This is a genomic window from Pontivivens ytuae (genome assembly GCF_015679265.1).
Taxonomy (GTDB): Bacteria; Pseudomonadota; Alphaproteobacteria; order Rhodobacterales; family Rhodobacteraceae; genus Pontivivens; species Pontivivens ytuae.
In genome coordinates, this window is sequence record NZ_CP064942.1 from 3,100,631 (window position 1) to 3,114,160 (window position 13,530).

General features: G+C 68.3%; 18 protein-coding genes. 11 read left to right on the plus strand and 7 right to left on the minus strand.

The window, feature by feature from the left end; translation table 11 throughout:
- Positions 1–80: 80 nt before the first annotated feature.
- The 4 genes from I0K15_RS15305 to I0K15_RS15320 all read right to left on the minus strand — a co-directional run bounded on the left by I0K15_RS15305 (position 81) and on the right by I0K15_RS15320 (position 3,103).
- Positions 81–1,055 carry a beta-ketoacyl-ACP synthase III gene (locus tag I0K15_RS15305; RefSeq protein ID WP_196102367.1) on the minus strand — a complete coding sequence of 325 codons (975 nt, stop codon included), beginning with the start codon at positions 1,053–1,055 and terminating at the stop codon, positions 81–83.
- Between the two features lie 2 nt (positions 1,056–1,057).
- On the minus strand, positions 1,058–2,125 hold the full coding sequence (gene plsX, locus I0K15_RS15310) for a phosphate acyltransferase PlsX (protein WP_196102368.1): 1,068 nt from the start codon (positions 2,123–2,125) through the stop codon (positions 1,058–1,060).
- Positions 2,126–2,194: 69 nt separating this feature from the next.
- Positions 2,195–2,401 carry a 50S ribosomal protein L32 gene (gene rpmF / locus I0K15_RS15315; protein WP_196102369.1) on the minus strand — a complete coding sequence of 69 codons (207 nt, stop codon included), beginning with the start codon at positions 2,399–2,401 and terminating at the stop codon, positions 2,195–2,197.
- A 150-nt stretch (positions 2,402–2,551) separates the two neighbouring features.
- Positions 2,552–3,103: a YceD family protein gene (locus tag I0K15_RS15320; RefSeq protein ID WP_196102370.1), complete on the minus strand. Its 552-nt coding sequence runs from the start codon at positions 3,101–3,103 to the stop codon at positions 2,552–2,554.
- A gap of 116 nt (positions 3,104–3,219) precedes the next feature.
- Between I0K15_RS15320 and I0K15_RS15325 the strand changes: the two genes are divergently transcribed.
- Positions 3,220–3,669: an outer membrane protein assembly factor BamE gene (locus tag I0K15_RS15325; protein ID WP_196102371.1), complete on the plus strand. Its 450-nt coding sequence runs from the start codon at positions 3,220–3,222 to the stop codon at positions 3,667–3,669.
- Between the two features lie 3 nt (positions 3,670–3,672).
- Here I0K15_RS15325 and msrB read toward each other — a convergent pair whose 3' ends face one another.
- A complete protein-coding gene (gene msrB / locus I0K15_RS15330; protein WP_196102372.1) occupies positions 3,673–4,086 on the minus strand; it encodes a peptide-methionine (R)-S-oxide reductase MsrB in 414 nt (137 codons plus the stop codon).
- A gap of 80 nt (positions 4,087–4,166) precedes the next feature.
- Here msrB and I0K15_RS15335 point away from each other — a divergent pair, with 80 nt between their 5' ends.
- The 3 genes from I0K15_RS15335 to I0K15_RS15345 are packed head-to-tail and all read left to right on the plus strand — an operon-like array spanning position 4,167 to position 6,247.
- Complete coding sequence (locus I0K15_RS15335; RefSeq protein ID WP_196102373.1) at positions 4,167–4,904, plus strand: GNAT family N-acetyltransferase; 738 nt, start codon at positions 4,167–4,169, stop codon at positions 4,902–4,904.
- A gap of 3 nt (positions 4,905–4,907) precedes the next feature.
- On the plus strand, positions 4,908–5,285 hold the full coding sequence (locus tag I0K15_RS15340) for a nuclear transport factor 2 family protein (protein ID WP_196102374.1): 378 nt from the start codon (positions 4,908–4,910) through the stop codon (positions 5,283–5,285).
- Positions 5,286–5,329: 44 nt separating this feature from the next.
- Positions 5,330–6,247 carry an alpha/beta hydrolase gene (locus tag I0K15_RS15345; RefSeq protein WP_196102375.1) on the plus strand — a complete coding sequence of 306 codons (918 nt, stop codon included), beginning with the start codon at positions 5,330–5,332 and terminating at the stop codon, positions 6,245–6,247.
- Here I0K15_RS15345 and I0K15_RS15350 read toward each other — a convergent pair.
- Together I0K15_RS15350 and moaA are read right to left on the minus strand one after the other, a co-directional pair.
- Positions 6,208–7,158 (minus strand): phosphotransferase, encoded by a 951-nt coding sequence (locus I0K15_RS15350; RefSeq protein WP_196102376.1) that lies wholly within the window; start codon positions 7,156–7,158, stop codon positions 6,208–6,210. The genes I0K15_RS15345 and I0K15_RS15350 overlap by 40 nt on opposite strands.
- Positions 7,155–8,162 carry a GTP 3',8-cyclase MoaA gene (moaA, locus tag I0K15_RS15355; protein ID WP_196102377.1) on the minus strand — a complete coding sequence of 336 codons (1,008 nt, stop codon included), beginning with the start codon at positions 8,160–8,162 and terminating at the stop codon, positions 7,155–7,157. Before moaA ends, I0K15_RS15350 begins: the two co-directional genes overlap by 4 nt.
- An 81-nt stretch (positions 8,163–8,243) precedes the next feature.
- Between moaA and I0K15_RS15360 the strand changes: the two genes are divergently transcribed.
- The 7 genes from I0K15_RS15360 (at position 8,244) to I0K15_RS15390 (ending at position 13,518) form a co-directional block, all read left to right on the plus strand.
- Positions 8,244–8,612, plus strand: coding sequence for a hypothetical protein (locus I0K15_RS15360; RefSeq protein ID WP_196102378.1), 369 nt, complete (start codon positions 8,244–8,246; stop codon positions 8,610–8,612).
- Between the two features lie 12 nt (positions 8,613–8,624).
- Positions 8,625–9,242, plus strand: coding sequence for a glutathione S-transferase family protein (locus tag I0K15_RS15365; protein ID WP_196102379.1), 618 nt, complete (start codon positions 8,625–8,627; stop codon positions 9,240–9,242).
- On the plus strand, positions 9,239–10,039 hold the full coding sequence (locus I0K15_RS15370; RefSeq protein WP_196102380.1) for a class D beta-lactamase: 801 nt from the start codon (positions 9,239–9,241) through the stop codon (positions 10,037–10,039). The genes I0K15_RS15365 and I0K15_RS15370 overlap by 4 nt, the downstream gene beginning before the upstream one ends.
- Complete coding sequence (locus tag I0K15_RS15375) at positions 10,036–10,581, plus strand: GNAT family N-acetyltransferase (RefSeq protein WP_196102381.1); 546 nt, start codon at positions 10,036–10,038, stop codon at positions 10,579–10,581. The genes I0K15_RS15370 and I0K15_RS15375 overlap by 4 nt, the downstream gene beginning before the upstream one ends.
- A gap of 139 nt (positions 10,582–10,720) precedes the next feature.
- Positions 10,721–11,266 (plus strand): DUF6882 domain-containing protein, encoded by a 546-nt coding sequence (locus I0K15_RS15380; protein WP_196102382.1) that lies wholly within the window; start codon positions 10,721–10,723, stop codon positions 11,264–11,266.
- 24 nt (positions 11,267–11,290) lie between these two features.
- Complete coding sequence (locus I0K15_RS15385) at positions 11,291–12,934, plus strand: AMP-binding protein (RefSeq protein ID WP_338420746.1); 1,644 nt, start codon at positions 11,291–11,293, stop codon at positions 12,932–12,934.
- Positions 12,931–13,518 (plus strand): YdcF family protein, encoded by a 588-nt coding sequence (locus I0K15_RS15390; protein WP_196102383.1) that lies wholly within the window; start codon positions 12,931–12,933, stop codon positions 13,516–13,518. The genes I0K15_RS15385 and I0K15_RS15390 overlap by 4 nt, the downstream gene beginning before the upstream one ends.
- The last annotated feature ends 12 nt before the right edge of the window (positions 13,519–13,530 follow it).

Here is a 13,530-nt window from a genome sequence, read left to right on the forward strand (position 1 = left end):
GTGCCATTTGACAAAAAGGTGCGGGAACTGGGAAAGAGAGTCAATAACAACGGGTTGCGCGGAGAACCGCAGGCGTGAGTTCACCAGCGCATGAGCGCGGCACCCCAGGCGAGGCCGCCGCCGATCGCCTCCATCAGGATCAGGTCGCCTGTCTTGATGCGCCCGTCCTGCCGCGCCTCGGACATGGCGAGTGGGATCGAGGCCGCGGATGTGTTGCCGTGATCCTGCACCGTAACCACGATGCGCTCCATCGGCAGGCCCATCTTCTGCGCGACGGCCGAGATGATGCGCAGGTTGGCCTGGTGGGGCACGACGAGGGCGACGTCCGCTGGGGTCACGCCCGCCTGCTCCATTGCCGCCATGCCGGAGGCGGAGAGCTTAGTGACGGCGTGCTTGAAGACCTCGCGCCCCTGCATCCGGAGATGCCCAACCGTGCCGGTGGAGCTGACGCCGCCGTCCACGTAGAGCAGGTCGTTGAACTGGCCGTCGGAGTTCAGGTCGCTCGACAGAATGCCGGCATCCTTCGGTCCGCCGGCGCCTTCGCGCGCCTCCAGGATCAGCGCGCCCGCGCCGTCGCCGAAGAGCACGCAGGTCGCCCGGTCGGTGAAGTCGAGGATGCGGGAGAACGTCTCCGCCCCGATGACCATCACCCGCTTGGCCTGGCCCGAGATGATCTGCGCGTTGGCGTTGGCGAGTGCGTAGATGAAGCCCGCGCAGACCGCCTGGATGTCGAAGGCATAGCCACCGGCGCCAAGCGCGGACTGCACGCGGGTGGCGGTCGACGGGAAGGTCTGGTCCGGGGTCGCAGTGGCGAGGATGATCGCGTCGAGGTCGCTGCCGGTCATCCCGGCATCGGCAAGTGCTGCCATCGCGGCGCGGATCGCGAGGTCGGAGGTCTTCTCCCCCTCGGCAGCGAAGTGGCGCCGCTCGATCCCGGTGCGCGCGACGATCCATTCGTTGGAGGTGTCGAGCGTCTTCTCGAACTCCGAATTCGGCACGACGCGTTCGGGCAGATAGTGGCCGCAGCCGACGGGCACTGCACGAATGACGCTCATGTTCAGCCTTCCTGGCCCGCGGGGGCCGGGTGGGGTTTGCCGGACTGCGCGGCGACGCGGGCCGCGACCTGCTCGGTGAACCCGTTCTTGGCGAGGCGGAAGGCGAGCTTGATCGCCGCCGATACGCCGGTCGCATCCGCGCTGCCGTGGGACTTCACCACCGCGCCGTTGAGGCCCAGGAACACGCCGCCATTCACCCGCCGTGGGTCGAGGCGCTTTTGCAGCCTCCGCAGCGAGGTGAGCGCGAAGAGTGCGCCGATACGGGAAAAGATCGTGTGCTCCATCGCCTCGCGCAGGAAGGTCCGGATCATGCGGGCGGTGCCCTCGGCCGTCTTCAGCGCGACATTGCCGGTGAAACCGTCGGTGACGATGACGTCGACCACGCCGCGACCGATATCGCCGCCCTCGACGAAGCCGACATATTCGAAGGGGCAGTCGGGCTGCTGGCAGAGCCGCTCTAGGTCGTCGGCCGCCTCCTGCAACGCGGCGCGGCCCTTGTGCTCCTCGGTGCCGACATTGAGCAGGCCAACGCGCGGGCGGTCGAGCTCGAGGCCCAGGCGCGCATATTCGGTGCCCATGATGGCGTATTGGACGAGGTCGCGCGCATCGGCGCGGATATCCGCACCGACGTCCAGGACGATGTTGTAGCGGGCGGGACCCTGCGAGGGCCAGAGCACCGCGATGGCCGGGCGGTCGACGCCGGGGGCGCGGCGCAGGCGCAGCATGGAGATCGCCATCAGCGCGCCCGTATTGCCGCAGGAGACGGCGACAGTCGCGTCGCCCCGCTCCACGGTCTGGAGGGCGGCCCACATGGAGCTGTTGCGGCCGTTGCGCATCGCGCGGGCCGGTTTTTCGGTCATGTCGATGACGCCGTCGGCGTGGCGGATCTCGACAATGCCGTCGAGCTCACGCCGCTTGTCGACGAGAGGCCTCAGAACGGCCTCGTCACCATGGACGATATACCGGATTTCGTCGTTCTTCTGGGCCGACTTCACCATTCCGCCGACGATGGCGGAAGGACCCGAGTCGCCGCCCATGGCATCGATCGATATAACGATGTTGCGTGCCATGGAGTTCTGGTCGCCTTTCGGGACGCGCGCATTTCGCGCGTCCGTTACGTCTTGGCCTACCAGCTAAACTTACGCAGCGTCCTCGTCCAGATCGATTTCGTCGGCGAGTGCGACGACTTCACGATCTGCGTAGTGGCCGCAGGACGGGCACACGTGATGCGGACGGCGCAGCTCGCCGCAGTTCGGGCACTCGTTGGGGTTCGCCGCCACCAGTGCGTCATGGGCGCGGCGCATGCCACGCTTGGAGCGCGTCACCTTGCTCTTGGGGACTGCCATGTCTCAACCTCGATCACTGTCGGGGCGATCCTGAAGGCCCCGGAATTTCGCGAAGCGGCTGCGGTTGCGCGGTCTTGCGCGAGCCTGCAGACGCCGTATCCGAATGAGAGCGGCAAAATACGCATCCACAGCGCGGGCGCAAGGGGATTCTTACGAGGTGCCGCCCAGTTTTTCCTTGAGCGCCGCGAGGGCCGCGAAGGGGCGTTCGCCCTCGGGCGCATCTCCTTGCGGTGCAGGCTCCGGCAACTGCTCGGCCCCTTCCGCGCGGGGATAGGCGGGCAGGGCAAGGGCGGCGGCCTCGATCGCGACGAGGCCGATGTCCAGCGTGCGGGGCATCGCCTCGACCTCGTCCTCCTCCTCCGCATCGAAATCGACCTGTTCGGGGTCGAGATCGGGCAGGTAGAGACGGCGCACCTCCTCCGAAATGCGAGCGGTGACGGGCTGGAGCGTGACGACGCAGCTCTGGATCACAGTCGCCTCCAGCCGGCCTTCGAGGCGCAGGGCCCCGTCCCCGGCGGGCTCCACAAAGCCGCGGAAGCGGAAGCGGTCGACGGAGCGAGCGTCGAAGAGGGTGGCAAGCGCTGCACGCTCCTCCTCGGTGGCGGTCTCGTCGAAGTCCATCCGGCCCTCGCGCGCCAGGCGGTGCGGCATGTGCGGGCGGGTGAACTCGAGCGGGCGGTCTGGGGCTTTCGCGCGGGCCATGGCTGCTCCTCCCTTCGGAATCGCTGCGGCAGCTCGTTCCGGGTGATCTTGTCAGCAGAAGATGTGCGGGGTAGGTCGGGAAGACAATAGCGACCCTCAGGGAGACCCACCGGACGATGCGCCGCGCCATTCTGACCGCCACCGCCGCCGCGACCTTGCTGACGGCCTGTGCGCCGAGCCTGCGCAGCCATGGCTACGCGCCGCAGCCCGAGGTTCTGGACACCGTCGAGGTGGGCATCGACACCCGCCAGACCGTCGCGAGCAAGCTCGGCCGGCCCGGTGACAGCGGGATCTTGGAAAACGATGAGTGGTATTACGTCGCCACCACGACGCGCACCTATCTCTACAATGCGCCGGAGGTGATCGAGCGTCGCGTCGTCGCCGTGCAGTTCGATGAGCAGTCCGTGGTGCGCGATGTCACCGAGTACACGCTGGCCGACGGCCGGGATGTCGAGTTCGTGAGCCGCACGACGGAGACGTTCGGTTCCGAGCTTTCGGTCGTGCAGCAGCTTCTGGGCAACATCTTCAACCCGGCCGGCCTGCTGGGCGACGGCGGATCGCCGTAACGATCAGCCGGTCTTGGCCGCGTCCTTCTCCTCCGCGAAGGTGAGGGCGACGCCGTTCATGCAGTAGCGCAGGCCCGTCGGTGCCGGTCCGTCCGGGAAGACGTGGCCGAGATGGCCGCCGCAGCGGGAGCAGGTGATCTCCGTCCGGCGCATGAAGAAGCTGCGATCCTCGTGCTCCTCAACGGCTTCGCGCGTGATCGGTTCGTAGAAGCTGGGCCAGCCGGTACCGCTCTCGAACTTGGCGCCTTGCGTGAAAAGTTCTTGTCCGCAACCGCGGCAATGAAAGATGCCGGGGGTCTTGGGGAAGTTGTCGTGCGTTCCCGCACGCTCCGTCCCTTTCTTGCGCAGGACCTTGTATTCGAGATCGTTCAGTTCCGCGCGCCACTCGGCATCCGTTTTCGTGAACTTTTCGTGCATCACTGTTGTTTTCCTTGCATCATGCGTCCGCGTCGCCAATGTCATGACAGATATAGGCCTTCCGCAGCGGGGAGGAAGCCATGGCCATGTTCTCTCGTGGGCGCTACCGCGTCCGGTTTGCCGAGACACCGGGTGATATCGCCGCAGCGCAGCAGCTGCGCTTTCGAACCTTCCGCGGGGACGGCGGCGGCATAGATGCCGACGATTTCGACGAGCGCTGCATCCACGTGCTCGTTGAGGAGGTGAAGTCCGGCACGCTCGTCTGCTGCTACCGCCTCCTGCCCTTCAAGACCGGCAGCGAGATCGGTGAGAGCTATTCGGCGCAGTATTACGAGCTCGACGCGCTCAAGGACTATCCCGGCACGATGGTCGAGATGGGGCGGTTCTGCATCGATCCCGAGTGGCGCGATCCGGACATCTTGCGCATCGCCTGGGCCGCCATGGTCCGCTTCGTGGACGAGCACGAGGTGGAGATGCTGTTCGGCTGCTCCTCCTTCCACGGGACCGAGGCCGAGGCCTACATGGACGCCTTCGCGCTCCTGAAGGACAAGCACCTGGCGCCCAAGCGCTGGCTGCCGCGGGTGAAGGCGCCCAAGGTCTTCCGCTTTGCCAAGCAGTTGCGGCTGCGCAAGCCCGACCTGAAGCGGGCCATGAAGGGGATGCCGCCCCTTTTGCGGACCTATCTCGTGATGGGTGGCTGGGTCAGCGACCATGCGGTGGTCGACGATGACCTCAAGACGCTGCACGTCTTCACGGGGCTGGAGATCAAGGGGATCCCGCCGACCCGCCAGCGGCTGCTGCGCGCGAGCGCCCTCTAGAGCTTGCGCGATCTGCCCGAAGTCGTGGTCCGCTACCTGTCCGCCTACAACAAGCGGGATGTGGAGGGCATGCTGGCGTGCCTCTCGGAGGACGTGTCGTTCCGCAACATCTCCTCCGGCTCCGAAACGGTGGAACTGACCGGGCGCGCGGCGTTCGAGAAACTGGCCCGGCAGGGAGCCGCGGCGTTCAGCGCGCGGCGGCAGTCTGTGCTCAACTACATCGTGGTCGACGATCTCTCCGTCCTCGACATCGAGTTCACGGCGACCGTGGCGCAGGACATGGAGAATGGCTGGCGCGCGGGGCAGGAGCTGAGGTTTTCAGGCGCCAGTGCGTTCACCGTGCGCGACGGCCTGATCGTGCGGCTGGTCGATGAGAGCTGAGCGCGGCTGGACGGGCGTGCGGCGGCGTGGCTAGGCTGCCGCCCATGCAGATCGACCCCGCGCTGTTCCGCCCCGACGCCATCTCCGCCGAGACGCAGGCTTTTCTCAAGAGGTTTCGGGAGGAGGTGGCGGAGCTGCCGCCGACCCACACCGTGCCGCCGGAGCTCACGCGGCAGGCCCGCGATGAGGGGAAGGGCGTGTTCCCGGTCGCGGGGCCGGATGACGGCTCGCAATGGCACGACTTCGACGGCGGGCGGCTGCGGATCTCGCCGGGCGCGGGGGCAGGCGTCTACCTGCACATCCATGGCGGCGGCTGGACGCTCGGGCGTCCGTCACATTACGACCGGATCAACCAGCGGATCGCCGAGCGGACGGGGCTGACGGTCGCCTCGGAGGAGTACCGGCTGGCACCCGAGCACCCGTGGCCCGCCTGTTTCGAGGATTGCGTGGCCGCGGCGGAGCACCTGCTGGCCGACCGCCCGTTCGGCGAGGGGCCGTTCCTCATTGGCGGCGAGTCCGCCGGGGGGCACCTGTCGGCGCTCCTTGCGCTGCATCTGCGCGGGCGCGGCGTGGCGGGCGTCGTGCTGAACTACGGCTGCTTCGACCTCGACCTGACGCCCTCCGCGGCGAATTGGGGGGATGAGCCGCTGGTGCTCTCGACCCCGACGATCCGGTGGTTCGTGGACAATCTGGCGCTCGATGCGGCTGGGCGGCGGGCGGCCTCGCCGCTTCATGCCGACCTTCAGGACCTGCCGCCGGCGCTGTTCCAGGTCGGCACGATGGATCCGCTCATCGACGACACGCTGATGATGGCCGCGCGCTGGGCCGGGGCAGGTAACGCGACGGAGCTTCACGTGTTACCCGGCGGCATCCACGTCTTCGATGCGTTCGAGCTGGAGATCGCGCGGGAGTTTCACGACCGTCAGGCCGCGTTCCTCTCTCGCCTCGCCAGAAGCTCCTGATACTGCGCGACATTTCCCGCGATCTTGGCGAAGCCGCTGTGGACGATGCCGCGCCCGATCTTCTGCGCGAGCCAGCAGCGCGTGAAGAGTGCGGCGAGCTCCCGCATCTCGGTATCCTGACCGGCGGCGTAACCTTCGAGGAAGGGTTCCGACAGCAGCAGCGGCACGCCGCCCGCATCGCGCGGCCCCTCGATCGGACCCGTCTGCCGGGTTGCGGCGACGAGGAAATGCGACAGGTCGAGCGCTGCGAGCCGCCGCTTGGTGTTGGTGAGATCCACCGCCCAGGTCTGCTCCAGCCCCAGCACCACGTTGTCCGGCGCGAAGTCCTTGTGGAACTTCACCAACGGCAGCGAACGGACGCCCCAACCGCGGGCGGTGCGCAACGTCTCCTGCGCGAAGGTGCGGAGCTCGGCATTGCGTGAACGCAAAGGCGCGCCGAGCAGGTTCTCGGCCTGCTTGCCGATATCGACGGGACGCACATAGGGCGGGAAGGCCGCGTGGAGCCGGGCGAGCCACATGCCCGAGCGGCGCAGGCCGTCAGCTGCGGCAGCCGGATCTTCGCGCAGCATGGCGCGCACAGGTATCCCGTCGACCCGCTCGGTCACGACGGTCCCTTCCTCGGGCACGACGGCGATCGGGGTGGGGACGGTGAAAGCGCCGTCGCCCATGACCTCGCGCAGTTTGCGGTAGGCTTCATGGACGTTGCGGGCGACCGTCGGCGGATCCTCCCGCGTAAAGCGCTGTACCAGCACTGGATGGCCGTCGAGCGTTGCCTCGAAGGTCAGCTTGCCGCTGCGGTTCCGGATGAAGCGGGGGGCGGTGAGCCCGCTGAGCTCATCGTTTTCGGCAAGCGTCCGGGCCAGCCGACGCATCGTCGCCCTTCCGCGCAGCCCGTCGATCAGGTGTTTCATCCGCCGGTATGGCTCATGTGGCGGCCCATCTCGCCCGCCACTTTCTGACGCGAATAGTCGAAATCGTGGCCCTTGGGCTTGCGATCGATCGCGCGGCGGATCGCGTCGTGCAGCACTGCGTCGTCGTCGCTCGCCCGCAACACCTTCCGCAGGTCCGCGTCGTCGTCCTGGCCGAGGCACATGTAGAGCTGTCCGGTGCAGGTCAGCCGCACGCGGTTGCAGCTTTCGCAGAAATTGTGGCTGAGCGGCGTGATGAAGCCGACGCGGCCGCCCGTCTCCTCCACCCGAACATAGCGGGCGGGGCCGCCGGTCTTGTAGGGGATGTCGACGAGCTGCCAGCTTTCCTCCAGCCGGGCGCGCAGATCCTTGAGCGACCAGTACTGGTCCAGCCGGTCGATGTCGTCGCCCATCGGCATGACCTCGATGAAGGTGAGGTCCATGGCGCGCGCGTGGCACCACTCGACCATCTTCTCCACCTCGTCGTCGTTCACGCCCTTGAGGGCCACGGCGTTGATCTTGACCTTGAGCCCGGCCTCAATCGCGGCGTCGATGCCGTCCATAACCTGCGCGAAGCGGCCCCAGCGGGTGACGTCCGCGAACTTCTTCTCGTCGAGCGTGTCGAGGGAGACGTTGACCCGCCGCACGCCCGCATCGGCCAGCGGCTGGGCGAAACGGCGGAGCTGGGAGCCGTTGGTGGTCAGCGTCAGCTCATCGAGCGCGCCGGTGACGAGGTGCCGCCCCATCCCCTCGAAGAAGGTCATGATCCCGCGGCGCACCAGCGGCTCGCCCCCGGTGATCCGCAGCTTCTTCACGCCCAGATCGACGAAAGCGGTGCAGAGCCGATCGAGCTCCTCGAGGCTCAGCAGCTCCGCCTTCGGCAGGAAGGTCATGTGCTCCGACATGCAGTAGGTGCAGCGGAAATCGCAGCGGTCGGTCACGCTGACCCGGAGGTAGGTGATGGCCCGCGCGAAGGGGTCGATCAGCGGTGCAGTTTGATCGCTCATGTCCGGGAGAGTAGGGTTGCGCCGGACCGGTTGCAAGAACGCACCCCGGCCCGTTTCACGCCGTGCAAAACGGAGCATAGCATGACCCGGTTTCTCCTCTGCCTCGCTGCGTTGGTGGCCTGCACTCCGGCGGAGCAGCCCGCGCCGCCGCCGACCCCCAATATCGCCGATCCCGGCCAGCCCTCGCCTGTCAGTGGCCGTTTGATCGGCCCGACCGTGGCTGAGGTCAGTGTCGAGGAGACGGGCGCCTGGCTCTCCATGGCCGGGATCCAGCGCGTGGTGAACGGCTGGGTCGTGGATCAGGAGACGGGGCAGGGCGCGCAGGTCGAGCTGCGTCCGGGCGACGATGCGCGGATGGACCGGATCTCGCTCGACGCGGTGCGCGCGCTTGGCGTCGATCAGGCGCGGGTCGTGGTGCTCGACGTCTATTACGACGAACGCAGCCTCTGAAGGGAGAGCGGGATGATCCTCTACGGACGAGACATGTCACCCTTCGCGCGCCGCGTGGCGATCTGGTGTGACCTGCAGGGGCGCGAGGTCGAGCGGCGGCAGTTGCTAGTCGCCGGACCGCAGTGGGAGGAGATCAAGGCGGTGAACCCGCTGGGCCGCGTACCCGCCCTTGTGCTCGACGATGGCGAGGTGCTGGTGGAGACGGCGGCGATCATCGACCACCTTGAGGAAACGGCGCCGGAGGAGGCGCGCCTGCTGCCCGCGGGCGGGGCCGAGCGGCGGCGGACGCTGCAGGACATCGCCTATGCCACCTCCACCGCCGAGAAGATCGTAGCGCTGGTCTACGACAAGGTGCGGCGGCCCGAGGAATTCCATTACCCCGCCTGGATCGAGCGGCTGGAGGGGCAGATCCGGGCCGGGATCCAGGTGCTGGAGGGCCGCGTGCCCGAGGCCGGTTGGCTCTCGCGGACCGACCAGCCCATGGGCGGTGACATCGCAGTGGCGATCGCGGGTGAGATGGTGGAGGTCGTCTTCCCCGATCTCGACGTGGGCGACACGCCGATGCTCGACCGGCTGGTGGCCGATATGCGTGGTCTGCCCGCCTTCGCCGAGACGCGGCCGAAGCCATGAGGGGTTGGCTCTGCGCGCTCGTGCTGCTGGCGACGGGGGCGCAGGCCGATGAGGTGATCCCGCGTGCGCCGTTCGTGGACGCGCCGGGCGTGCAAGAGGTCGCCTTCCTCGCGCGCAGTGTCGGCGGGGCGGAGCGGTACGTGCTGGAGGGCAGTGATCTCGATACGGCCCACCGGCCCTGGTCGACCTTCAAGATCCCCAACCTGCTGATCGCGCTGGAGATCGGCGTCGCGGACGGACCCAACGCGCTGCGGACCTGGGATAGCAGCAGGCACCCCGCGGGGCGCTGGTGGCCGGACGCCTGGCTGCAGGACCATACGCTGGCCACCGCCTTCCGCGCGTCCGCGGTCTGGTACTTCAGGGACGTGGCGACCGAGGTCGGCTCCGACCGCTACCGCGACTGGCTGGCGCGCTGGGACTACGGCAATGCCGACCCGGGGGAGGGGCGCGACGACTTCTGGCTGGGCGGCCCGTTGGAGATCTCGGTCGCCGGGCAGGTCGCGTTTCTGGAGAGCCTTTTGTCGGGCACCGCCGGGGTCGCACCGGAGCATCTGGAGATATTGGCGGAGATCAGCGCCGAGCCCGATCACGCCGGCCTCCACGCCAAGACCGGCGCGGGGCCGCTCGTCCCGGGCAACCTCGCCGGACCCTTCGGCGGCTGGTATGTCGGTTGGCAGGTGCGGGAGGGTGCGGCGCCGCTCGCCTTCGCCCTCTACATGGAGGCGGAGAGCTTCGCGGCCCTGCGCGACCTCCGCCGGGACCTCGCCGTCACGCTGCTGGAGGCGATCGCGGAATGAACCGGAGCATCGAGACGGCACGGCTCACGATGACGCCGCATGGCGCGGCTGATTTTAACGACCTCTGGGCGCTGTGGCGCGATCCGATGGTGGTGGCCAACATCGCGGGCGCGCCGATCAAGCGCTCGGACGCCCGCGCTCGCCTGCTGCGCCGGGTCGGCGAGTGGGCGCTGGAGGGCTGGGGCTTCTGGGCCGTGCGGCGCAAGGAGGACGGCGCGTATCTCGGCGAGGTCGGCTTCCTCAACGCCATGCGCGAGCTCGACCCGCCGCTGCCCGACATGCCGGAGGCAGGCTGGGTCTTCAACGAGACGGGCCGCGGGCAGGGCTACGCGCGGGAGGCGGTGGGCGCGATGCTCGCCTGGGCCGATGCGCATCCGGCCTTCGACGCCACCTGCGCGATGATCGCCGCCGACAACGAACGCTCGCTGAAGCTGGCGGGCGAGATGGGATACGACATCGCCTACCGCTCTACCTTCAACGGCGATCCGGTCGAGGTGCTGACCCGCCCGCGCCGCGGACTTGCGCGGTCGGGGGACTTATGATGAGTTTTTGCCCAATGGTGAGAGGAAGGACTGCATGACCGGGTTCGCTCTCATCATGCCCGTTGATGCGGCATCGCTCGACGCGCCGCGGCACGGCCTTCGGATGCCTTCGCGCCAGACAACACGGGGACGAGGCGCCATGTTCAAGACGATCCTCTCGACCCTGGGCCTCGCCACAGCGGCAACCGCAGTACCCGCCGAGGGCGGGCGGACCGGAGCACCGGAGCTGCCGACCGACTACGAGACGCTCCTGACAATGGCCGGCAACCACGTCGCCGCACAACAGAGCGCCCATAGCGGCGCGTGGCGCATGGATGAGGCGCGGCGGTTCGACGTAGACCCCGCCGCCGGCCGGATCTCCTGGTTCTTCGACGACGGGACGGAGGCATCAGCCCCGGTCCAGCTCGTCGGGACCTGGAACCCGCAGGACGAGACCTTCCTCTGGGGTTGGGACCACCCCTCCGCCCCGCCGGGCACCGCGCAGGCGGTGAAGAACTACGCCGACGCCAACGGCATTGCCGGGCTTCAAACCTCGCAGATCGCCTGTGATTTCGACGCCTGCTGGCGGATCGCCGGGACCGCGTCGCTGATCGGCGACCTGCAGGGCCTCTACCGGTTCGAGGAGAGCCCGGGTGGCGCTTGGGTCTATGTCGGCTTCGCCGATGTCACGCTCAAGAAATCCTGACCGGCCGCAACATCGAAGAGAGACGTGAGCACGATACCCCCCAGCCTGCCCGACACCACCCTGGTCCCCGATCTGGGGAGCTGGGCCGCGATGCGCGACGCCTTCCATTGGCCGACGCCCGCCCGCTACAACATCGCCGAACAGGCCTGCGAGCGCTGGGCCCGGGTGACGCCTGAGCGGCGGGCGATGACCTATCTGCGGCCCGATGGAGAGCTGCGGGACTACACCTACATCCAGCTTTCACGGGCGTCGTCGCGGCTCGCCAACGCCTTCGCCGCGCGGGGCGTCGTGCGCGGCGACCGGATTGCCGTGCTGCTACCGCAAACGCCGGAGACGGTGCTGACGCATCTCGCCGCCTACAAGCTGGGGGCGGTGGCGGTGCCGCTCTTCACACTTTTCGGCGAGGACGGGCTGAAGTACCGGATCGGGCATTCCGGCGCGAAGGTCGTCGTGACCGACCGGATCAACCTGCCGAAGCTGCTCGCGATCCGCGACGAGTTGCCGGAGCTCGATTTCATCTACTCCATCGATGAGCGGGAGGCGGGCACCTTCGGCTTCTGGCAGGAGCTCGGCAAAGCCGCCGATGCCTGCCCAGTGGCGGAGACGTCGCTGACCGATCCCGCCTTCATCTCCTACACCTCCGGCACGACCGGGCCGCCCAAGGGGGCGCTGCACGGGCATAAGGTGCTACTTGGCCACCTGCCAGGGGTGGAGACCCATCACGAGTGGTTGCCGCAGCCGGGCGACTGCCTCTGGACGCCGGCCGACTGGGCCTGGATGGGAGGGCTGACCAACGTCATGTTGCCGGCGCTGACCCTCGGCGTGCCGCTGATCGCGCACCGGATGGCGAAGTTCGACCCCGACCACGCCTTCTGGCTGATGGAGCGGCTGGGCGTGCGCAACGTCTTCCTGCCGCCCACGGCGCTGAAGCTGATGCGGCAGAGCACGGGGCAGGCAAGCTTGCGCACCGTCGGATCGGGCGGCGAGGCGCTGGGCGCCGACCTCCTCGCCTGGGGGCGGGAGCGGCTGGGCACCGACATCAACGAGTTCTACGGACAGACCGAGTGCAACCTGGTGCTCGGCAATATGGCCTCGATGGACGCGCCGCGGCCGGGCTCCACCGGGCGGGCCGTGCCGGGGCACGAGGTGGCGATCCTGGGCCCGGACGGCCCGCTGCCGCCGGGCGAGGAGGGCGAGATCGCGGTGCGTCGTCCGGACCCGGCGATGTTCCTCGAGTACTGGAAGAACCCCGACAAGACGATGGAGAAGTTCCGCGGCCCCTGGATGCTGACTGGAGACGTGGCGCGGATGGATGAGGACGGCTTCGTCTACTTCTCCTCCCGGACGGACGATGTGATCACATCGTCGGGCTACCGCATCGGGCCGAGCGAGATCGAGGAGTGCCTCGCCGGCGATCCAGACGTGACCATGGCCGGTGTGATCGGCGTGCCCGACCCGGTGCGCACGGAAGCGGTGCAGGCCTACGTGGTGTTGCGCGAGGGGGCGGCGGCAGAGGGCAAGGCGGACGCGCTGATCGCCCGGGTGCGCGAGCGGATCAGCCCGCATGTCGCTCCGCGCGCCGTGATCTTCGTAGAGGATCTGCCGATGACGGCAACCGGCAAGATCATGCGGCGCGAGCTGCGTGACCGGGCGCACACGCGGGGATGAGAGTGCTGCTGATCGCAGCACTCCTCCTGCCGCTGGTCACCAGTGCGGTCATCGCTCTGCGCGCCGCTCTGATCCCACGAGCCGGGGACCCAGTGCCACAGGCCGAGATCATCGTGGTGCTCGGGGGCGGGGTGGAGGACGGTGCCTTGAAAGGCGCCTCCACCCGCCGGGTCCGCGCGGCGGTCGAGATGCTCGGCCCGAACCAGCGGCTCCACTTCACCGGCGGGCTGCCCGATCCGATTTCGGAGGCCGCGGCGATGGCGCGCCTCGCCGAGGAGTTGGGCGTCGCCCCGGCCCGGATCAGCGTGGAGAGCGAAAGCCGCAACACGATCCAGAACGCCCTGTTTTCGCGAGAAGACCTCGCCGGGCGGCGGCTGGTGCTGGTCAGCAGCGGCTTCCATTTGCCGCGGGCTCAGTTGCTGTTCCGAACCGCCGGGCTCGACGTGGTGGCGCTGAGGCGGGCCGAGAGCGCGGCGCCGTTGCGGCGCGCGTGGTCATATCTGCGCGAAGGCCTATCCTTCTGGCTCAATCTCGGTCGGGTCGCCGCGTGGCGCCTCGGCATCATCGACTATTCGAGGTCCTGAGCGGCCTCCAGC

Bases quoted from the DNA above. Each gene is read 5' to 3' on its own strand.
- I0K15_RS15305 (WP_196102367.1), bottom strand. From the start codon at position 1,055: ATGAGCGTCATTCGTGCAGTGCCCGTCGGCTGCGGCCACTATCTGCCC.
- plsX (WP_196102368.1), bottom strand. From the start codon at position 2,125: ATGGCACGCAACATCGTTATATCGATCGATGCCATGGGCGGCGACTCG.
- rpmF (WP_196102369.1), bottom strand. From the start codon at position 2,401: ATGGCAGTCCCCAAGAGCAAGGTGACGCGCTCCAAGCGTGGCATGCGC.
- I0K15_RS15320 (WP_196102370.1), bottom strand. From the start codon at position 3,103: ATGGCCCGCGCGAAAGCCCCAGACCGCCCGCTCGAGTTCACCCGCCCG.
- I0K15_RS15325 (WP_196102371.1), top strand. From the start codon at position 3,220: ATGCGCCGCGCCATTCTGACCGCCACCGCCGCCGCGACCTTGCTGACG.
- msrB (WP_196102372.1), bottom strand. From the start codon at position 4,086: ATGCACGAAAAGTTCACGAAAACGGATGCCGAGTGGCGCGCGGAACTG.
- I0K15_RS15335 (WP_196102373.1), top strand. From the start codon at position 4,167: ATGGCCATGTTCTCTCGTGGGCGCTACCGCGTCCGGTTTGCCGAGACA.
- I0K15_RS15345 (WP_196102375.1), top strand. From the start codon at position 5,330: ATGCAGATCGACCCCGCGCTGTTCCGCCCCGACGCCATCTCCGCCGAG.
- I0K15_RS15350 (WP_196102376.1), bottom strand. From the start codon at position 7,158: ATGAAACACCTGATCGACGGGCTGCGCGGAAGGGCGACGATGCGTCGG.
- moaA (WP_196102377.1), bottom strand. From the start codon at position 8,162: ATGAGCGATCAAACTGCACCGCTGATCGACCCCTTCGCGCGGGCCATC.
- I0K15_RS15360 (WP_196102378.1), top strand. From the start codon at position 8,244: ATGACCCGGTTTCTCCTCTGCCTCGCTGCGTTGGTGGCCTGCACTCCG.
- I0K15_RS15365 (WP_196102379.1), top strand. From the start codon at position 8,625: ATGATCCTCTACGGACGAGACATGTCACCCTTCGCGCGCCGCGTGGCG.
- I0K15_RS15370 (WP_196102380.1), top strand. From the start codon at position 9,239: ATGAGGGGTTGGCTCTGCGCGCTCGTGCTGCTGGCGACGGGGGCGCAG.
- I0K15_RS15375 (WP_196102381.1), top strand. From the start codon at position 10,036: ATGAACCGGAGCATCGAGACGGCACGGCTCACGATGACGCCGCATGGC.
- I0K15_RS15380 (WP_196102382.1), top strand. From the start codon at position 10,721: ATGTTCAAGACGATCCTCTCGACCCTGGGCCTCGCCACAGCGGCAACC.
- I0K15_RS15390 (WP_196102383.1), top strand. From the start codon at position 12,931: ATGAGAGTGCTGCTGATCGCAGCACTCCTCCTGCCGCTGGTCACCAGT.